Source organism: Tissierella praeacuta DSM 18095, assembly GCF_900128955.1.
GTDB classification, from domain to species: Bacteria; Bacillota; Clostridia; order Tissierellales; family Tissierellaceae; genus Tissierella; species Tissierella praeacuta.
Genome location: NZ_FQTY01000005.1, coordinates 102,681 through 122,292 on the forward strand (window position 1 = coordinate 102,681; position 19,612 = coordinate 122,292).

The window sequence follows — 19,612 nt, forward strand, 5'->3', positions numbered from 1 at the left end:
ATGTATGATAAGCTTTTATTATTTATTTTTAAATAAAAGATATAATTAGCAAAAACTACATACCTTTTTAAAAGGAGATAGGATTATTCTATACTTAAAATTCTTTTTTCAAATATACCATATCAATTAGTTGCTTTCCACACTCATAAATTGGATTATGATAATTATCTATAAAAAAATCTTTAATTCTATGAGACTCTATAAACCCACATTTTTGGTAGAAGGGTACTGTTAAAGGGCTATCACCTGTTCCTACATACATAATATCGCAATCATTTTTAAAGTATTCAAAAATATACCCAATCAATTTCTTTCCATAACCATGACCATGAAATTCTTTATAAATAGCAATATTTTTTAGTTCATAGATTCTATACGCCTCTTTAGTCACTACACAGATTCCTTTTAAATCATTATCATATATTGCAAACATAATGCCTCTTTCCAGATATTTATCAATCATGTTTTCTTGCTCATCTGCTAATAACAATAAGTCTAAAAAATCTTTTTTATTTTCTTCTATTATTTGTATTTTCATTTTGACCCCCCATAGTTTAAAATAAGAAGTAACCCAACAACACATTATGTTCACAATCTTTAGTTTTATAATGCAATTATTTCTTCAAGAGTATTTTTCCAATTTCGGTTATTTGTTTTAAGTATTTCTCATTAAATTGATTTGCAATTAAAATCTACTCATTTCCAATACAGTGAATATTTAACCAAACATCAACCTTATCATCATTTAAAATGATTACATACATATCCTTGTCATAAATCTTACCATGTTTGTACCATCCTGATAACTCTTTCTAATTACTACATTATTTGATGTTGTGATATTTGATACACTAATAATCTCATTAGCTGAAACATTAAAATATAAGTAAACAATCTCTACTTCACGTTATTTAACAATCCATACCATATACATTTATTTTACAATGTATAATATATAAAATCACTTATATTCTTATAACCAATCATCTCGTACTGAATTAAAGTATTTACATTCAAATGATTTAGGGAAAAGAGATATAAAAAAAGCAGAAGGTTTCTTGGATTTTAATCTAAGATTTCTCCTGCTTTGAAGAACTTTATTTCATGGGGACAAAATAAATAATTTGAAGTTAATCAACTTTGTATAATCCTTATTTTATTGGTTTGCCAATTCCTTTATCTAATCTCCATTTTGGGGCAACTCCATCATCCCCCCAGTACTCATTAAGAGATATGATTTTATCGTCAACAAATTCAAAAAATGAAGTTGCATGGAAAGAGGCACTATTGTCTAGCAGCCAAACCCTTGTAGCTGTAATTCCTAAATTTCCTACTAATTCTATTCTTTCAACTTCGCCACACCAATCTCCTGGATACTCGCAATTTGCTCTAATATATTCTTCTACTGAGAATTGTTCATTTGTATTATGCCATTTAATAGTAGCATTAGATAGAAAATAATTCTGTAAATTGTTTGCATTTTGGTTGGCAACATCTTGCCAGAAATCTAAAATTATTTGTTTTCTATTCAATCTTAGCACCACCTATTATATAAATAATCACTACGACAAATCTTACTACAAATGCGTCCTATTATATATTGATTATACTTATTTCTTAATCCTTTGCCATAAGCTTACAAAAAACAGTCTAATCTGTTCACCTATATAACTTGATATTATTATATAAACTCTTATAGTTACTATAAATATGATTAAAAGCATCAAAATTCCTGGAATAAATGGAATTTCTATAATAATTATCCCCTCCCTAACAATAACCAAATTTAGTCCTTGCTTCGCATAATTCTAATGTTACATCACCAAGTATAAATGCTGTGTCTTAATTTCATACTGTTTAAAATTTTACTTAAAATTAGATTCTAAAATAATATAATCATCATAGATAAGTTTAAAACTTTCAATCTCTTTAGCGTTAGAATTTAATACAGTACTTACACTTCCTTTTTTAACTTCTTTTTCAAAAAACTTAAAATTATTCTTATCTTTTTCTTCAAAAAAATCTAGAAGAACTGATACTTCTTCTCCCGTATTTGTTGTTAACCTTCCTTGTAAGGAGTCTAATTCTAATATATCATTAGAAAGATTTTCAAATTTAAAATTAATATCTAAGATAGAAATTTCATCTAAGTTTACAATTCCAAAATCTTTAAAATAATCCTTATATTCATCATTAGGTTTTAGCTCTTCTAATTTATAGTCAGTAATAGTTATTTTAATTAGTTCATTTTCAGCAGAAACATTCTCACTTTCCATTTTTCTTATAGATGTAAACTCACCAAGTTCTTCTCTTTTAACCTTGATAGTTTTATTTTTCATATCTGGGACTTCTACTACTTCTACTTCTTCTATTTTTCCTAATTTATTAGAATCTTGATTATTATCATTATCATTTAAACCTTCTTTTCCACATCCTACCATTACTATCAATAATAAAGTAAGCCATATTAATAATATCCTTTTTTTCATATATCTCATCTCCTTATATAAATAGTATCATACTTTGAACACTTTTTCATATTAAATTCCTTTGACCGAGATCAAGTTATTTATCTATTAGATTTAATATTACTGCACATAAATTTGCTTATATACCTTAGACCAAGTTGACACCATTATAGTCTTCTAAGGAATAAGAAAAATGGATATAAAAAAACAGGAGATTTCTTGGAATTTAATCTAAGATTTCTCCTGCTTTGAAGAACTTTATTTACTTTTGAAGGACTTTGTTTTAGGGGGACAAATATATCTTAATCCTTATATCTCTCTCCTATTATCCATAGCCTTAGCCAAAGTTACCTCATCAAAATACTCAAGGTCTCCTCCTACTGGAATTCCGTGAGCTATTCTTGTTACCTTTATTCCTAGTGGTTTTATAAGCTTTGATAAATATAAGGCTGTAGCCTCACCTTCTACTGTTGGATTAGTAGCTAGAACTATTTCTTCAACTACTCCATCAGATAATCTGTCTAAAAGTTCTCTTACCCTTATATCATTTGGCCCAACATTATCCATTGGAGATATAACTCCATGTAGTACATGATACTGTCCCTTATATTCCTTAGATTTTTCCATGGCTATAATATCCTTAGCCCCTTCTACTACACAGATTATAGACTTATCTCTCATAGTATCTCTACATATATTACAAGGGTCATCATCTGTTAGATTACAACATATACTGCAAAGTCTTATTTTTTCCTTTGCATTAGTTATAGACTTTGATAGCTTCTCTGCTTCTATTTCTTCCATTTCTAAAATATAAAATGCAAGCCTTTGAGCAGTTTTTCTACCAATACCTGGTAATTTTGATAGCTGCTCTATTAAGTTTGCTATTGGTAGTGCATACTGCTCCATTATATTACTCTCCTTCTATTAGAACAATCCTGGAATATTCATGCCTCCAGTTAGTTTTCCCATTTCCTTTGTCATCATTTCCTCTGCTTTTCTAAGAGCTTCATTTATAGCTGCCATTATTAAATCTTGTAGCATTTCAACATCTTCTGGATCTACTACTCCTTCATCTATGGTAATTGCCAATACTTCCTTCTTTCCATTTACCTTACAAGTAACAGCTCCTCCACCTGCACTTGCTTCAACTTCTGTTTCCTCAAGTTGTTTTTGCATATCCTCCATTTGTTTTTGCATCTTCTGCATTTGTTTCATCATATTACCCATATTGCCACCCATTCCTGGAAATCCACGTTTTGCCATATTAAATTCTCCTTCCTTACTTTATTTCTACTATATTTTCTCCAAAGAAGTCTATAACTTCTTTTATAGCTTTTTCCTTACTATTATTTTTTTCTTTTTTATCTATAGGTTTATCGCCTATCATTACAAACTTTACATCTATATTTTTCTTGAAATATGTTGAAATTCCTTGATTTACAACTTCTGCATTTGTAGGAGTGCTAATTGCTGCTCTATGAATACCAAAATTATCCTTATACCCTACTGTAAGCACACCATTTGAATAACTAATAGGCTCTCCTTCCATCAGCAATGCAAACACATTAACCTTTATAGATTTTATTGCTTGAAGCACTCTTTGCCACTCATTAACTATTGTTTCAAACTCTAATTCTTCCCCATTATCTATAAATATCTCTTTTTCAATTTTTACTTCCTGTGGTTCTTGAATTGATTGTTTTTCTTTTTGTATTTCTTGTTTATTGGTATGAAGAGGCTTATTCTCAAATTTAAAGGGTTCTTCCTTTACAGTTCTCTGGGGTATAATTCCCTTTTCAAGCTTTTCTATCCTTTCCTCCAAGGAAAGTTCATCCTCTAATCTTATTAATTGTATAACTGCCATTTCAAGGATTACCCTTGGCTGTGTAGACCATTTTGCTCTTTCATCTGCCATCCCAAGAATGTCTAAGCTTCTAAGTATAAATTCTATGTTAATATCCTTAACTTGATTTGAATATCTTTCTAGTGTTTCTTCGTCTATATCTATTAATTCTAAAGGATTTTTGGATGTTTTAACTATCATTAAATTTCTAAAATGACTTATTAAATCTTTAATAAATTGATGAATATCCTTACCATTTTGAATAACTTCATCTATAGATTGTAATGCATTTTCTAAATTCTTATCTATTATGTCTTGTGTAATATTTATTATAATATCTGAATTTACTATTCCTAAAATGCTAATGGCATCTAAATAGGTAATCTTTCCCTCTCCAAAAGATACACACTGATCAAGTAAACTTAAAGCATCTCTCATAGCTCCATCAGAGTTTCTTGCTATTAGATTAAGAACCTTATCTTCTACATCTAGTCCCAAATTATTACAGATTTCCCTCATATTATCTACTATATCTCTTGTTGTTATCCTTTTAAAGTCAAATCTTTGACATCTTGAGAGAATAGTTTGAGGTAATTTCTCAGGCTCAGTTGTGGCAAGTATAAATATTAGATGTTTTGGAGGTTCCTCAAGGGTTTTTAATAATGCATTAAAAGCAGCCTTCGATAACATATGTACCTCATCTATTATATATACTTTATATTTTGCCCTAGCTGGAGGATATACTACCTTTTCTCTCAATTCCCGAATATCATCTACACCATTATTACTAGCCGCATCCATTTCTATAACATCCATTATACTTTCATCTAATATCCCTTTACATATTTCACATTCATTACATGGATTGCCATCTACTGAAGCTAGACAGTTTACAGCTCTAGAAAATATCTTTGCTGTGGAAGTCTTTCCAGTTCCCCTAGTACCTGAAAATAAATATGCGTGCCCAATATTTTCCTTTTGTATTTGATTTTTTAGCGTAATTGTTATATGCTTTTGACCTAAAACTTCATCAAAAGTCTTTGGTCTATATTGTCTATACAAAGCTTGATACATATTATCCACCTACATTTTTATAATATATTATATTATATCAGATTGAGCAGGAGATTACACCTATTTTATATAGTCTTTGTTTTTATCTGTTGACATATATCTAAATTTTAGTTATAATATAATCCTGTGAGACAATAAACTATGGAGAGATGGTTGAGTTGGTCGAAGGCGCTCGCCTGGAAAGCGGGTAGACGTGAAAGCGTCTCGAGGGTTCGAATCCCTCTCTCTCCGCCATTAGAAAATTTTACCGTGCTAGATGGGGAGGTAGCGGTGCCCTATAACCTGCAATCCGCTATAGCAGGATTGAATTCCCAGTCTAGGCATCTCTGTTGTGAGGTCTGCCCTAAATAAGTGGCAGTGACGATTGGGTCCTACGCAACGAAAACTCATGAACCCCGTCAGATCCGGAAGGAAGCAGCGGTAAGTGAAACCTTTCGTGTGCCGTAGGGAAGCCTGATCTGAGTTAACTGTTTGGGTAACGCTTGGAACAGGATTGCCAAAGCTGGGTGCACGGTTACATAAAATAAAAACTGTGGTATATACCACAGTTTTTTTGTGGGCTGGTATAAAATCCAGCCCTATATTTTTAATTATCCTTCAAAAGTTTTACCTGACTTTACATTATATTCTTCTAAACTTTCTTTTCCATAAGTAAGTCCTGATACTATATTTGGTTCCTCTTTTGTTTCTAAACCCTTAAAACCTATATATATTGGAGTTATTACATCTGTTGCATTCTTAAAAAGATTAGCATCTTTCTTTATCTCTCCTTCTGTTATAAGCTTATTAGTATATAGGTAAAGAGATCTAAGGTTTGTGGATAACTCGTCTTTTTCTCTAAATGTTATTAACAATTCTGTTAATATCTCTCGGCAATTGTTGATAAGTATATTTAATTTATCATAATTCTTTTCTTTTATAGCCTCGGAAGATCCTTGAAATTTTTCCATTAATCCTTCATGGAGCATTGCTATTAATCCCCAATCATTTGTTGACATTACCCTTTTCTGTAGAGTAATACTTTCCATTTATTTGTCACTCCTATCTTTGTAATAGTTGAAGCACTGTTTGTGGCAATTGATTTGCTTGACTTAACATAGATGTACCTGCCTGCTGTAATATATTTAGTTTAGTAAATTCGCTCATTTCCTTAGCCATATCTAAATCTTCAATTCTAGATTTAGATGCCGTTAAATTTTCTGCCGTATTATCTACGTTTCTTATGGTATGCTCAAGTCTGTTTTGAATTGCACCAAGCTGAGAACGCATCTTAGATACCTTTTCTATAGCATCGTTATATTTTGTAATTGCTGATTCAAAGTTTTTTGCTTTTAATGAACCAGCTTCAACTTTAAATTTCCCGCCGTCTTCCTTGATAATATCCGTTAAGATATTTAATTTATCACCACTGCCAACCATAACATTAATTTCCTTCATTTCTACATCAATAAACTGCTCCTTATTGGCACCTATTTGAAGCCTTAACTTTTCAACTGCAGTACCAGAAGTAGTCTTTAAATCTCCCTTAAGTAAAGGTATACCATTGAACTCTGTATCTCTTCCTATCATATTAATCTGTTCCGTTAGTTCTCGCATCTCATTAGCTATAGCCTCTAAATCTTTTTCGGCATAAACTCCACTGGCACCTTGTACACTAAGTTCTCTCATCCTTTGAAGCATTTCATGTACTTCATTTAATGCTCCTTCTGCTGTTTGGATTAAAGATACTCCGTCTAGTGAATTTCTTGAAGCCTGTCGTAGCCCTCTTATCTGTGCTTCCATTTTTTGTGATATGGCAAGACCTGCTGCATCATCTGATGCTCTGTTAATTCTTTTCCCTGAAGAAAGTCTTTCTAGTGATTTTTGTAGACTTTCAGTATTAATATTTAATAATCTGTGAGTATTTAATGCTGGTATATTGTTATTGATTCTCATGGTTTTTATCCCCCTCAAATTTATTTGTATTTTCTATAAATAATATTATCTCTCCTAATATTTGAAACATTTCCTTAGGTAATTTATCAATTTTTTCTTCCATAGGTTCTAAATTCAAGTCTAGATTAGAACTTAATGTATCGGTTTTGTATGCCCTCTCAATATGTTTTCGTGATATGAATCTTTTCTTCATAATATCGCCTGTTTATTTAATGTATAACCAAATCTTTGCAAACCTTCCTCTAGTAAGGCTAGATTACTTCTTAAAGACACGCCTTCTTCCTTTATATTGATTTTGACTTGATTGCCAACCACATTAAGATCAATATCCACTATACCTATGTTATCTGTTTCTAGACTTATAAAAAACTTCATATTATTTCTATCAATACCTCTTTCAGCATCAGGTACTATAATATTTAAACTTCTATATTCATTACCTATTTGTACAGGTAATTGAAATACCATATCCTTTTTAGATATTTTAGATTGAAGTTTTATATATTCATCTTCTTTTGATTTTTGTCTTTCATTAGTATCAAAGGAATTATTGCTGTTTAAAAAGTTTATCAGTTCTTTATAATTATCTTTAAAATTAGCATCCCCATTCTTAATAGATGTGGATATCTTCTCTTGAAGTAATTTTATTCCTTCCTTAAATTCCTCAGTATATTTTGGGTTATTAGGCTGCAATACATCCTTCAAAACACCCCCTAACCCCTTTTCACCATTTAAGAAGGAATTTATCTCTCTAATTTCCTTTAAAGTCATAGGAAGTTGATTTTTCATTATAATTGGTAATATTTTTTCATGATTTCCCTTAATATCCTTTATTTCCTTAGTCATCCTTTGACTTTCTTTATATCTATTAATTTTCTTTTCTATATAATTATTTAATTCGTTAAGCGGCATAGCTTCCAAAGTTTGACTATCCTTGATACTTTCTTTTACTATATTAACAGTTAAATTATTCCTTGCCCTAAGATATTCTTCAAATATTAACCCCTCATTTATTCTATCGACTGTAGGTATAGCTTTTCCAGCTGTAGTTATTTCCTCTTGAGCCATATATAGGTTATTTAGAGTAATCCCATCATATTTGTTAAGGGCAAAAGACAAAGTATCTATATTTAATTTATCTCCCAAAGTATTTAATATATTGGATATATGAATAGTCTTATCAAAAGTTTTATACTCAAGGCTCAACTCTTTATCTATGTTGGTATCTATAATTCCTTTTATAGACTTTAATGTAAAATCTTCTCCATTTTTTATTAACATTAGAAGATCTTTATCTTTAATCTTTCCTAAAATTTCTAAATTTCTTTTTATCTCTTCAACTTCCTCATTATACAAAGGTTTATCTAGTTTCCCTATATCTTCCTTTTTCAACTCTTCTACCAATTGATTTATAGGCTCTTCTAGGGGATTTATATCCTTTTTATTTAATTTTGCTATTTCTTCATGTCCTAATAACTCTATTAATTCTTTTACTAATTTTTTCATAGAAATAATCTTATTATATTTTTCTTCATCCATTACCATATCATTTACTATAAATTCTCTCAGAATATTTATATTTTCAAGATTATCATCTAAATTTAAATTGCTTAAAATTTCTTTTAATCCATCTATAGTAGTTTCTTTTGCTATGGTAAATCCTTCAAAATTCTTTGCTGCAGTATTATTCTCTATAGGATTTATAGTATATGAATTATTTAATTTATATAAATTATCTATATTAAATAACATATCATCTTTGAATATTTTAATATAAGTTTCCTCTTTCAATTCTTTTAAATTGTGAAGTTTTGATATTACTTCTATGGTTTTATCTATATTTTCTCTTGTAATAGGTAATTTTTCTTTATTTAAAGCTATTATTGTATCATAAACATCTTTACCCATCTTCTGTCCATAAATTTCTTTTGCTATTTCCTCTGCATCTTTATAAGTTAAATCCTTCTCAAGTCTTAAAAGTTTTCTCAAGGAAAAAGAAGGGTTTTCATTTTTTATATCATCCAGTGCCTCAGCTATCTTTTGAAGGCTCTCACCATCTAAGTCTATTCCTCTATCAGAAAGTTTCACAAAGGAGTTAGTATCTATGCCTTCAATTATTTTATTTAAGTATTCCTTTGATTGTATATAAGAATCTACATTTCCTTTTGTAATAGGTATTCCACTACTAAGTAAGAACTCTATCATTCTAATATTTTCTTCTGTATATTCTAAGCCCAGCTCTCTAATTATATCTGATGCTTTTCTTACTTCATTTTCTTCCTTTACCTCTTCTTTCTCTTCTACCTTGGAAGAAATTATATTTTCTTTCTCAACTGTTATATTATCTCCTAGACTTGATACTATTTCCTCTTTTAATCTCAAAGAATATTCTACTGTTTTATTATCTATGGTCTTTTGAATCTTTATATCCTTTCCATCCTTCTCTACAAGTACCCCTTCTATATCATAAGGAAGGGTAGGTGTTAACCCATAGCTATTTATTATATTTTCTTTATTATTTATTTTTAATATTTCCATTAATCTTTTCCTTTCATAAATGCAGTGAATAATAAAAACAACTAACAAACTAATAGTTAAAAAGATTAAAGTAATCTAGTTTTTACTAAAAACCATTTACTTATAATTTTAACTCTTTACTATCTTATTTATCGTCATCTTCTTTATTTTTCTTAATAGAGATATTACTTATTTCCACATTTCTGCCGATATTATATAATAGAAAGGCAGGAGGTGTGCTATGAATAAGATTAATAGAGCTGGGATAGAAAGTATTTCTCCTATAGAAATTTCAAGAGCCGTAGATAGAAAAGCTGTAAAGGATACCTTTAAACTAAAATTAAATGAATTAGAACAAGATCAGATTAGAGCTGAACTAAAGTCCTTATATGATAAAATCGAAACTCAATCTGATAAATTGTCTGATAAACTATTTATAGATGATTTAATTCAATATAAAAAACTAGTTAGGGAATTTTTAAATATAACTGTAAATAATTCTCATGTATTTTTCAAAGAAAATTCCCTCGATAGGCGAGGTCGCCATAGGATTTATTCATTAGTTAAAAAAGTGGATCAGGAACTAGACGAACTAACACAGGAATTTCTAGACTTAGAAAATAAAAGAATTAATATCTTAAAAAGATTAAACGATATTCAAGGAATCCTTATGGATATAATGACATAGGCTTGAATATTTTATATAAACATGGGTATATTGTTTTATAGTGGGAGGGATTTCTATGGAAGAGATACTTAAAAAGGTTTTTTTAGCTGGTATTGGTACCTTAGCTTTAACATATGAAAAGGCTAATGAAGTGGTAGAAGCTATGGTCGAAAAGGGAAAAATAACTATGGAACAAGGCAAGGAATTAAATGAAGAATTAAAAAGGGCTATAAATAAGAAAGAAGGTACTACTAATTCTGAATTAAAGGATATATTAAAAGAACTAAATCTAGCTACTAAGGACGATATAGCTAATTTGGAATCCAGAATTAATAATTTAGAAAAAAACCGTTAGTTTGGGGGGAAGAAATACCTTGATTTTTCAAGGTATTTTTCAATATGGAAAATAACTATACTAGATTGAGATTTAAAGAAATTATTTCTGTTGCAATTAAACATGGTTTTAAAAATGGAATTGGAAATCCTATGGAACTAAGGTTGGTTTTAGAAGAATTAGGACCAACCTTTGTTAAAATTGGTCAAATATTGTCTACAAGACCTGATATATTGCCTAAAGAATATATAATAGAATTAGAAAAACTCCAAGATAATGTAAAACCTGAAAATTTCAATGTTATGAAAAAAATTATTGAAACAAGTTTAAAGGAATCTATCTCAAACGTATTTTTAGATTTTAAACCTACTCCACTTGCATCTGCTTCTTTAGCTGAGGTTTATTTAGCCAAACTAAAAACAGGAGAAGAGGTTGCTCTAAAAGTTCAACGTCCCTTTGCAAAAGAAAAAATCTTAGCTGATATAGCTATTCTAAATAAATTAGCTCCTTTTATTAAGTTTACAACAAAAAATGAAGTTTTAGATGTTAAAGCTGTTATTGAAGAAATTAAAATTGCAACTGAAAAAGAACTGGATTTTATAAATGAAAAAGAAAATATTAAAAAATTCAATTCACATAACAAGGATATTAAATATATTAAAAATATTATTGTATATGACAAATATTGTACTTCTAATGTTCTGGTGATGGAGTTTATTAGTGGTATAAAAATAGATGATACTACCACACTATTGGCTGAAGGATATGATATTAAAGAAATTGCCAAAAAACTTATTTACAATTATTTTAAACAGGTTTTTGAAGATGGCTTCTTTCATGCAGACCCTCATCCTGGTAATATTTTAATTCATAATAATAAAATTGGATTTATTGATTTTGGTTTAATGGGAAATCTAGATATGGGAATCAAGAAAAAATTCAACCTATTTTTAGAAGGAGTGGCAACTGATAATGTAGATTTAATGACTAGTTCTGTTCTCAGCATAGGTATTAGAAAAGGCGACGTAGACATAAACAAGCTTTATCAAGATATAAACTTAATTTACAATACTTATATAAATGAATCCATATATAACTATGATTTAGCTAAAATTTTAGAAGAAGTAATTCTTATTTGCAAAAAAAATAATATTATAATGCCAAAGGATATTACTTTATTAGCAAAAGGTCTTTTAACTCTTCAAGGTGTTCTGGCTAAAATGGATAAAGAGTTAAATATCATGGATATTGCAGTTCCTTATTTTAAAAATAAGACCATTGAAGATAAATTAAAGGATTATGATTTAACTTTGTTAGGTAATAAAATTGTCTCCGCAGGTAAAGCTTCTTTGGATCTACCCTTAAAACTTTCACAGCTAATTGATAGAGGATTAGAAGGTAGATTAAGACTAAATTTAGAGCTTAAAAATATGGATGAAAACTTTAATGAAGTAAATAAAATGGTAAATAGAATTATTTTCTCTGTTATTGTAGCTGGTTTATTAATTAGTTCTTCTCTGGTTATAAACGCCAATATTGGATTAAATATTTACGGTGTTTCTGCAATAGGTATTATAGGTTATTTAGGTGCAGGATTGGCTGGATTTTTACTTTTAATTTCAATATTTAAATCAGGTAAACTATAAAATTTAATAAGGGTCTTTCCCATTTTGAAGTGATTTCAAAACAGGAAAGACCCTTATTATGATATAAACAAATCATCCTTAGCAAGCTCGATACATCGTTTAGCTAATATGGAAACCGGGTCGATATATTTTCCTAGAACTCCTATTTTCTCTACTAATATAGGCAATTCAGTACATCCTAAAATTATAGGAATCTCTTTATTTTCAGTGTATCTACTTACAAGGTTTTGAAACTCTAGGGTATTTACATTAAACTTTGAAGATTTAACATTATATATCCAATCCATAATAAGCTCCTGATCTGAAGTATCTGGTTCTATAATGTTTAAATTAAACTCCCCAAAAATATTTTTGTAAATCTTTACTTTATAAGTTCCTTTTGTTGCTAGAAGTAAATAGTTCTTATGCTCAAAGTTTGCCTTTAGATATGAACCCGTTTCATAAATCATATTCAATATCTTGGTTTTAGTATATTTAATAATCTCGTTATAAAAATAATGAGCTGTATTACAAGGTATTGCTATATAATCTACTCCCATCATTTCCAATCTTCGAATAGACTTTATCATTTCCGGCATAGGATCCTGTCCTATACCTAAAATATAAGCAGTTCTATCAGGTATTTCTACATTGCTATCAATTATAATATGCAAATGCTCCTGATCTTTAGTTGCAGGTGTAAGGTCTGTTATCCTTTTGAATAAATCACAAGTAGCAGCAGGCCCCATTCCTCCCATTATTCCAAGAATCATTTTAATCACCTCTATATAATAAGCTTCTTGCTTATTATATGCAAATTATATGCCAATAAATAAATATTAAAATTTCAAGGATTAATAAATATTAAGCATTTTTTAGGGTGAAAATTCTTCCCATTATGTAACCCATTCTTCTTTAATTTTAAACTTATTACCATTTTAAAATAGAGAATATGTCTATCTAATATCATAAATTGAATATATTAGATTATATCCTTTTTCCGTCAGTACCGTTCCCTTTCTTCCTGTATTAGACTCAACTAGACCTAGTTCCTCAACACTATTAATTAGACTTCTAATCTTTCCTTCTGTCAAATCAATTTCTTCTTCTTTCGCCAGCTCTGCTAAGGCTCGTCTACCCAAACCATTAGAATCCATAATTTTTTTAAGCATCCATATTATATTTTCTCCCAAAATGTCTGTTAATATAGAACCTTCTAGTTTTTCACCTCTATCTGTAATATACTCTGGAAGTTCTTTTATAGACAGCTTTTTATTCATTCTACTAATACTAGCTATATATTCAATAGCATTTTCTAATTGTCTAATATTTCCGGGCCAATTATATTTATATAATAAATTAATAGCTTCCTTTTCTAAGATTTCCTCTATATTATTAATTTTATTCATGCTATGCTTTTTTAAAAAGAAATTTGATAATATTAATATATCTTCTTTTCTCTCTTTTAAACTCAACATTCTAACTGGTAAAACATTTAATCTATAGTATAAATCTGCTCTAAATTTACCTTTTTTAACTTCAGATACTAAGTCTTTATTAGTTGCAGCAATTATTCTTACATTTATGGGTATCTCCTTAAGTCCTCCAACTCTTCTCACTTGCCTTTCTTGTATAACCCTCAATAATCTACATTGAAAATCTAAGGAAGCATCCCCTATTTCATCAAGAAAAATAGTTCCCCCATGGGCTTCTTCAAAAAGTCCTCTTTTTCCACCTTTCATTGCTCCTGTAAAAGAGCCTTCTTCATAACCGAAGAGTTCACTCTCTATCAAGCTAGTGGAAATTGAAGCAAAATTCACTGGAACAAATGGTCCTGATGACCTATGAGAGGCTGAATGAATAGATTGTGCAAATAATTCCTTTCCTGTTCCACTTTCTCCTTGTATTAAAATAGTAGAATCTGTTGAAGCAAATGATTTTACCTTATCTATTAATGCTTTCATGTTGCTGCCTTTATAAATAAGATCATCAAATGTATAGTATTTTGTTCTAATAGCATTTTCAGAAGTTCTTCTACGTATCTCATGTTCATTTTTTTCAATATCTTTACTTTTTTCAAAGGTATATATAATCCCATCTTCACTGCCTTTTCCCTTTATAACCTTTAATGTAACAAATAAGTCATTATTATGAATTCTAACAACATCTACTTCATCATGACTATCTATCTTGGCTATTTGAGGTAATATATCTTTAATATTTCTACCAATAATTTCTTCACAAGGAGATTTTAATATATTACTCATTTCTTGATTGCTAACAATAACACTTCCAGATTTATCAACATATATAATAGCCTTTCCTAGACAATTAGCAACGGTTTCTAATCTGCTGCTAATAATTTTCATATCCTTAGCTGTGTCATTTAACCTGTTTAATAAATTTATTATATGATTTATATATTGAGATGAAAGTCTGTCACCTAAAGCCTTCATTAAACCAAGTCTATTGGCTATGTCAACTACTGTTACAATGTCTATTTGCCTAGTTCCTATATTAATTACTTTCTTTACTCCAAAAGGAACAAGATGTGGTTCTCCAACTGTAACGGATATGTCTAACTCAGGATAAGAAGTTATGCCTGGATAGTATGGATAATATTTTATATAGTTCACTCCTAAAGCTTGTAATTGAACCATTGCTTCATAACTAGATTCTGGTCTGTCATTAACTAATAATACCTCTGTACCCCTGGGTAAATTCAATAATTCAGATATATATCTATGGTTTATTACCCTTTGTGCTACAATATATTCTAAACCATTATCTATTAAATTTTGTATTCTTTTATCCATAGTATTGGGTGAAGAAAGAACAACTAATGAATCTGTAAAATCAAAATCTAGTTCATCTTCTAAACAATAAGATTTTACCTCTGTATATTCACCAAAAATACTTTCAAGTTGAATGGCTAGATTAACGGAAGTTACTTTTCCAGGAGTAATCATTACAATCTTCTTCATTATATTTACCTACCTTTCCATATTATAATAAAGATTAATAATGTTTTTAATATTATATAATATAATACTGAAAATTTGTACAATTAAGGAAAATAATAAAGGCTTCTATCTAAGGATTATTAGATTAAAGAAGCCTTTTTGAAACTCATTTAAAATTAATTTTTTATTGAGAAAAACCAATAGAATTCATCTTCAATTCTCCATTTTCCACAGAAACTGTTATCCTATCCTTATCTTTCAAATCTCCCTTAATAATCATTCTACCAATTTCAGTTTCAAGATGCTTTTGTAAAAATCTCTTAACTGGTCTTGCACCATATTGAATTGAATAAGCTCTATTTAAGACAAATTCCTTTGCTTCTTCTGTTAATTCTATGGAAATTTGTCTATCTTCTAGACGAGAGCTAACCTCTCCTATTTGTAAATCTATTATCTTAAATATTTCATCTCTCTGTAATGGTTTAAACATTACGATTTCATCCACACGATTTAAAAACTCTGGTCTAAAAATTCTTCTCATTTCATCCATTACTTTATCTCTTGCTGATTCATCTATACTTCCATCTGGTCTTATACCTTCAAGTAAATATGAAGAACCTATATTAGATGTCATTATAATAACAGTATTTTTAAAATCTACCGTTCTACCCTGATTATCAGTTAACCTCCCATCATCTAGCACTTGAAGCAATATATTGAATACATCTGGATGAGCCTTTTCTATTTCATCAAATAAAATAACTGAATAAGGTTTTCTCCTTACTGCTTCTGTTAATTGTCCTCCTTCATCATAACCTACATATCCTGGAGGTGCCCCTATAAGTCTTGATACAGAATGCTTTTCCATATATTCAGACATATCTATTCTTATCATATTTCTTTCATCATCAAATAAAGATGAAGTTAAAGCTTTAGACAGCTCTGTTTTTCCTACTCCTGTTGGGCCTAAAAATATAAAAGATCCTATAGGTCTATTTAAGGGTTTCATTCCAGCTCTTGCCCTGATTACAGAATCTACTACAGATGCTACTGCTTCATCTTGACCTATTACTTTCTTATGAAGGATTTCACCTAAAGATAAAAGTTTTTCTCTTTCTGTTTCAACTAATTTAGACACTGGAATTCCAGTCCATTTAGCTACTACTTCAGCTATTTCTTCTTCTGTAACTTCTTCCTTTAACATTCTTTCATCTTTTTCATTTTTTTCATTTGCTTCTTGTAGTTTTTTCTCTAATTCAACTAAAGTGCCATATTTTAATTGTGATAGTTTTTCTAAGTCATATTTTCTTTCAGCTTCTTCTATTTGCCTTTTTACTCTATCTATTTCTTCCTTGAGCTCTTTGACTCTAGATATATTCTTTTTCTCGTCTTCCCATTGAGCTTTCAGCACATCATATTTTTCTTTAAAGTCTGATAATTCTTTTTCTAACTTCTCTAGTCTTATTTTAGAGGCTTCGTCTGTTTCTTTTTTTAATGCGGCCTTTTCTATTTCTAATTGAAGTATTCTCCTTCTTATTTCATCAAGCTCCACAGGCATGGAGTCTATCTCTGTTCTTATCATAGCCGAAGCCTCATCCATCAAGTCTATAGCCTTATCAGGTAAGAACCTATCAGATATATATCTATCAGAAAGAGTTGCAGCAGCTATTACAGCACCATCTGATATCCTTATTCCATGATGGATTTCATATTTTTCTTTTAATCCCCTGAGTATGGATATGGTGTCTTCTACTGTAGGTTCTGTTACCAATACTTTTTGAAATCTTCTCTCTAAGGCTGCATCTTTTTCAATATATTGTCTATATTCATCTAAGGTAGTAGCACCTATGGTATGAACCTCTCCTCTTGCCAGCATAGGCTTCAAAAGATTTGATGCATCCATTGCCCCGTCAGTTCTACCAGCACCTACTATATTATGGAGTTCGTCTATAAACATTATTATTCGACCATCTGACTTTTCTATTTCAGATAATACTGCCTTTAATCTTTCTTCAAACTCTCCCCTATACTTTGCACCAGCTATTAATGCTCCCATATCTAGGGCAAATATAGTTTTATCTTTAAGCCCTTCTGGCACATCTCCATTAACTATTCTCTGAGCCAATCCTTCTACTATGGCTGTTTTTCCTACTCCCGGATCTCCTATTAAGACTGGGTTGTTCTTAGTTCTTCTAGATAATATTCTAATTACATTTCGTATCTCACTATCTCTTCCTATAACAGGGTCAACTTTTCCAGCTTTAGCCTCTTCTACTAAATCTCTTCCAAATCTAGTTAATGCTTCATAAGTTGCCTCTGGGTTGTCTGAAGTAATATTTTGATTTCCTCTTATTTTTTTCAAAGCCTCTAGGAATCTTTGAAGATTAATATTATATTTATTAAATATTCTCTCTGATGTAGTTGCCTTTTCCTTTAGAAGTGATATATAGATATGTTCAACCCCTACATATTCATCCCCAAACTTTTTAGCCTCCTCTTGGGAATTAAGCAAAATCTTGGTATATATCCTGCTAGGATATAAGGATGCTCCACTACCAGATTGTTTTGGTAGTTTATCTACTTCTCTCTCTACATCCATGGTAATCAACTCTGGATTTTCTCCCATGTAAGACAATACTTTTGGAATTAATCCATCATTCTGCATCATTAGGCCATAATGAATATGAATTTCTTGGAGTTCAGGATTCCCATTTTTTATGGCCATGTTTTGCGAATTTTGTATTGCTTCTAATGATTTTTGTGTAAATTTGTTTAAATCCATATTTATTCCTCCTTAAATTCACTTGATAATTAACAGTATTAATATCCAAATGCCACCTATGAAATTTAAAATATTGAATTTCATTGAAGATATTAATCCTTTAATCTTTAATTTATAATAGTTAATTATCTTTATTAATTGTTCTTTATTCCCTTTTAAGTGATAATTGCTTAAGTTTTTCATATAATTTAATTTCTTCTTCTGTCAAATTTTGTGGAATTACTATGTTCATTTCAATATATAAATCTCCTTGGTTACCTTTCATATCTTTATATCCCTTTTTAGGTACCCTAATCTTTTTCCCAGATGAAATGGATTTAGGAATATCTACTTTGATCTTTCCATCTAAGGTAGATACTACTACCTTATCACCAAGGGCAGCCTGCCATGGATACAGGTCTAACCTTGTTATTATATCCAGACCATCAAGTTTATTTTTACCATCCTCCACAAGATTTATTTTAAATAAAATATTTCCCTTTATTCCCCATTTTTCACCCTTTACCTTCAATTTTTTCCCGGGCAATATTCCCTTTGGAACATTTACAGATAGGGACTTATTCTCTCCACTTATATTGAGATTAACATTTTTTATTACACCATTATACCCTTCCTCTAATGTAATATTTAACTCTGATTCATATGATGGTGTTTGCCTTCCCGTAGACTTTCTACCACCACCAAATAAATTCCCTAAATCAAAACCACCCATTCTACTACTAGTTTTTTGACTTCCACCAAAAAACATATTAAAAAAATCACTAAAATCTCCAGAGGTAGTATAAGTATAACTTCCATTTCCAAATCCATATTGAGATGGATCAAAGTCTTGTCCCCCTGTAAAATTATAACCTGATCCAAATGTATCGTATTTTTTCTTTCTATCTGCATCACCTAATACTTCGTAAGCTTCATTTATTTCTTTAAATTTTTCTTGTGCCTTATCGTCATTGGGATGTAAGTCTGGATGATATTTTTTTGCCAGTTTTCTATATGCTTTTTTTATTTCATCTTGGGATGAAGATTTGTCTACTCCTAATATCTTATAATAATCTTTATACTCCATATGATCTGCTCCCTTTTTTAAATTCGATTTTATTTTTGACTTTCTTTGACCTTCAAATTAATTATACCCATTTTACTAAATAAAATCAATATAATATAAATTATTATATATCATAAAATTTTTCTTCAATTCTGTTTTCACTTTTAATATATTTTATTATTAATTCATCAAGTTCTTTGCTTATTTTTAATATTTCTTTATATTCATCATTTTTTATTGCTTTATGTAGCAACTCTCTTAACTTTTCTACTTCACTTTTTCTAACAGTCATTATTTTACCTCCACTAAATTCTATTGTATTTATTATATAATATCCGTTATGCTTAATACAATCC

Annotated in this window: 18 protein-coding genes, 1 tRNA gene and 1 other RNA gene; 5 read left to right on the top strand and 15 right to left on the bottom strand. The window is 29.7% G+C overall.

The window, feature by feature from the left end; genetic code table 11:
• Positions 1-94 precede the first annotated feature (94 nt).
• The 6 genes from BUB33_RS07540 to dnaX form a co-directional block, all read right to left on the bottom strand.
• On the bottom strand, positions 95-538 hold the full coding sequence (locus BUB33_RS07540) for a GNAT family N-acetyltransferase (RefSeq protein ID WP_072975003.1): 444 nt from the start codon (positions 536-538) through the stop codon (positions 95-97).
• Positions 539-1,151: 613 nt separating this feature from the next.
• Positions 1,152-1,532 carry a hypothetical protein gene (locus BUB33_RS07545; RefSeq protein WP_072975005.1) on the bottom strand — a complete coding sequence of 127 codons (381 nt, stop codon included), beginning with the start codon at positions 1,530-1,532 and terminating at the stop codon, positions 1,152-1,154.
• Between the two features lie 333 nt (positions 1,533-1,865).
• Positions 1,866-2,489 (bottom strand): hypothetical protein, encoded by a 624-nt coding sequence (locus BUB33_RS07550; protein WP_072975008.1) that lies wholly within the window; start codon positions 2,487-2,489, stop codon positions 1,866-1,868.
• A gap of 288 nt (positions 2,490-2,777) precedes the next feature.
• Entirely contained in the window at positions 2,778-3,377 is a 600-nt protein-coding gene (recR, locus tag BUB33_RS07555) for a recombination mediator RecR (protein ID WP_072975010.1), read from the bottom strand.
• Positions 3,378-3,395: 18 nt separating this feature from the next.
• Positions 3,396-3,734, bottom strand: a complete 339-nt coding sequence (locus BUB33_RS07560) for a YbaB/EbfC family nucleoid-associated protein (protein ID WP_072975012.1) — start codon at positions 3,732-3,734, stop codon at positions 3,396-3,398.
• Positions 3,735-3,750: 16 nt separating this feature from the next.
• A complete protein-coding gene (dnaX, locus tag BUB33_RS07565) occupies positions 3,751-5,388 on the bottom strand; it encodes a DNA polymerase III subunit gamma/tau (RefSeq protein WP_072975014.1) in 1,638 nt (545 codons plus the stop codon).
• A 143-nt stretch (positions 5,389-5,531) separates the two neighbouring features.
• Between dnaX and BUB33_RS07570 the strand changes: the two genes are divergently transcribed.
• Together BUB33_RS07570 and ffs are read left to right on the top strand one after the other, a co-directional pair.
• Positions 5,532-5,622: transfer RNA gene (locus BUB33_RS07570), tRNA-Ser, on the top strand.
• A 13-nt stretch (positions 5,623-5,635) separates the two neighbouring features.
• An RNA gene (ffs, locus tag BUB33_RS07575) (signal recognition particle sRNA large type) lies at positions 5,636-5,902 on the top strand.
• Between the two features lie 76 nt (positions 5,903-5,978).
• Here ffs and BUB33_RS07580 read toward each other — a convergent pair.
• The 4 genes from BUB33_RS07580 to BUB33_RS07595 are packed head-to-tail and all read right to left on the bottom strand — an operon-like array spanning position 5,979 to position 9,861.
• Positions 5,979-6,416 carry a flagellar export chaperone FliS gene (locus BUB33_RS07580; protein ID WP_072975015.1) on the bottom strand — a complete coding sequence of 146 codons (438 nt, stop codon included), beginning with the start codon at positions 6,414-6,416 and terminating at the stop codon, positions 5,979-5,981.
• A gap of 13 nt (positions 6,417-6,429) precedes the next feature.
• Complete coding sequence (locus BUB33_RS07585; protein ID WP_072975016.1) at positions 6,430-7,323, bottom strand: flagellin N-terminal helical domain-containing protein; 894 nt, start codon at positions 7,321-7,323, stop codon at positions 6,430-6,432.
• Positions 7,310-7,516 carry a hypothetical protein gene (locus tag BUB33_RS07590; RefSeq protein ID WP_072975017.1) on the bottom strand — a complete coding sequence of 69 codons (207 nt, stop codon included), beginning with the start codon at positions 7,514-7,516 and terminating at the stop codon, positions 7,310-7,312. Before BUB33_RS07590 ends, BUB33_RS07585 begins: the two co-directional genes overlap by 14 nt.
• Positions 7,513-9,861 carry a DUF6240 domain-containing protein gene (locus tag BUB33_RS07595; protein ID WP_072975020.1) on the bottom strand — a complete coding sequence of 783 codons (2,349 nt, stop codon included), beginning with the start codon at positions 9,859-9,861 and terminating at the stop codon, positions 7,513-7,515. The genes BUB33_RS07590 and BUB33_RS07595 overlap by 4 nt, the downstream gene beginning before the upstream one ends.
• Positions 9,862-10,081: 220 nt before the next feature.
• Here BUB33_RS07595 and BUB33_RS07600 point away from each other — a divergent pair, with 220 nt between their 5' ends.
• From BUB33_RS07600 to BUB33_RS07610, 3 genes are read left to right on the top strand one after another with little or no spacing between them, the layout of a single operon-like run.
• On the top strand, positions 10,082-10,528 hold the full coding sequence (locus tag BUB33_RS07600; protein ID WP_072975022.1) for a YaaR family protein: 447 nt from the start codon (positions 10,082-10,084) through the stop codon (positions 10,526-10,528).
• A 55-nt stretch (positions 10,529-10,583) separates the two neighbouring features.
• A complete protein-coding gene (locus BUB33_RS07605; RefSeq protein ID WP_072975025.1) occupies positions 10,584-10,862 on the top strand; it encodes a phasin family protein in 279 nt (92 codons plus the stop codon).
• A 44-nt stretch (positions 10,863-10,906) separates the two neighbouring features.
• A complete protein-coding gene (locus BUB33_RS07610; RefSeq protein WP_072975028.1) occupies positions 10,907-12,487 on the top strand; it encodes an ABC1 kinase family protein in 1,581 nt (526 codons plus the stop codon).
• Positions 12,488-12,543: 56 nt separating this feature from the next.
• Here the strand turns inward: BUB33_RS07610 and cuyB are convergent, their stop codons facing one another.
• The 5 genes from cuyB to BUB33_RS15715 all read right to left on the bottom strand — a co-directional run bounded on the left by cuyB (position 12,544) and on the right by BUB33_RS15715 (position 19,548).
• Positions 12,544-13,239, bottom strand: coding sequence for a cysteate racemase (cuyB, locus tag BUB33_RS07615; RefSeq protein ID WP_072975031.1), 696 nt, complete (start codon positions 13,237-13,239; stop codon positions 12,544-12,546).
• Between the two features lie 183 nt (positions 13,240-13,422).
• Positions 13,423-15,450: a sigma-54 interaction domain-containing protein gene (locus BUB33_RS07620; RefSeq protein ID WP_072975033.1), complete on the bottom strand. Its 2,028-nt coding sequence runs from the start codon at positions 15,448-15,450 to the stop codon at positions 13,423-13,425.
• Between the two features lie 163 nt (positions 15,451-15,613).
• Complete coding sequence (gene clpB, locus BUB33_RS07625; RefSeq protein WP_072975035.1) at positions 15,614-18,211, bottom strand: ATP-dependent chaperone ClpB; 2,598 nt, start codon at positions 18,209-18,211, stop codon at positions 15,614-15,616.
• Between the two features lie 145 nt (positions 18,212-18,356).
• The gene (locus BUB33_RS07630; RefSeq protein WP_072975038.1) at positions 18,357-19,277 is read right to left on the bottom strand and encodes a DnaJ C-terminal domain-containing protein; all 921 of its coding nucleotides are present in this window, start codon (positions 19,275-19,277) and stop codon (positions 18,357-18,359) included.
• 103 nt (positions 19,278-19,380) lie between these two features.
• Positions 19,381-19,548: a Spo0E family sporulation regulatory protein-aspartic acid phosphatase gene (locus BUB33_RS15715; protein ID WP_084725266.1), complete on the bottom strand. Its 168-nt coding sequence runs from the start codon at positions 19,546-19,548 to the stop codon at positions 19,381-19,383.
• Positions 19,549-19,612: the final 64 nt, after the last annotated feature.

Coding starts and splice junctions, on each gene's coding strand:
- BUB33_RS07540 (WP_072975003.1), bottom strand. CDS start 538: ATGAAAATACAAATAATAGAAGAAAATAAAAAAGATTTTTTAGACTTA.
- BUB33_RS07550 (WP_072975008.1), bottom strand. CDS start 2,489: ATGAAAAAAAGGATATTATTAATATGGCTTACTTTATTATTGATAGTA.
- BUB33_RS07610 (WP_072975028.1), top strand. CDS start 10,907: ATGGAAAATAACTATACTAGATTGAGATTTAAAGAAATTATTTCTGTT.
- dnaX (WP_072975014.1), bottom strand. CDS start 5,388: ATGTATCAAGCTTTGTATAGACAATATAGACCAAAGACTTTTGATGAA.
- BUB33_RS07595 (WP_072975020.1), bottom strand. CDS start 9,861: ATGGAAATATTAAAAATAAATAATAAAGAAAATATAATAAATAGCTAT.
- BUB33_RS07630 (WP_072975038.1), bottom strand. CDS start 19,277: ATGGAGTATAAAGATTATTATAAGATATTAGGAGTAGACAAATCTTCA.
- clpB (WP_072975035.1), bottom strand. CDS start 18,211: ATGGATTTAAACAAATTTACACAAAAATCATTAGAAGCAATACAAAAT.
- BUB33_RS07620 (WP_072975033.1), bottom strand. CDS start 15,450: ATGAAGAAGATTGTAATGATTACTCCTGGAAAAGTAACTTCCGTTAAT.
- BUB33_RS07585 (WP_072975016.1), bottom strand. CDS start 7,323: ATGAGAATCAATAACAATATACCAGCATTAAATACTCACAGATTATTA.
- BUB33_RS07605 (WP_072975025.1), top strand. CDS start 10,584: ATGGAAGAGATACTTAAAAAGGTTTTTTTAGCTGGTATTGGTACCTTA.
- BUB33_RS15715 (WP_084725266.1), bottom strand. CDS start 19,548: ATGACTGTTAGAAAAAGTGAAGTAGAAAAGTTAAGAGAGTTGCTACAT.
- recR (WP_072975010.1), bottom strand. CDS start 3,377: ATGGAGCAGTATGCACTACCAATAGCAAACTTAATAGAGCAGCTATCA.
- BUB33_RS07580 (WP_072975015.1), bottom strand. CDS start 6,416: ATGGAAAGTATTACTCTACAGAAAAGGGTAATGTCAACAAATGATTGG.
- BUB33_RS07560 (WP_072975012.1), bottom strand. CDS start 3,734: ATGGCAAAACGTGGATTTCCAGGAATGGGTGGCAATATGGGTAATATG.
- cuyB (WP_072975031.1), bottom strand. CDS start 13,239: ATGATTCTTGGAATAATGGGAGGAATGGGGCCTGCTGCTACTTGTGAT.
- BUB33_RS07600 (WP_072975022.1), top strand. CDS start 10,082: ATGAATAAGATTAATAGAGCTGGGATAGAAAGTATTTCTCCTATAGAA.
- BUB33_RS07590 (WP_072975017.1), bottom strand. CDS start 7,516: ATGAAGAAAAGATTCATATCACGAAAACATATTGAGAGGGCATACAAA.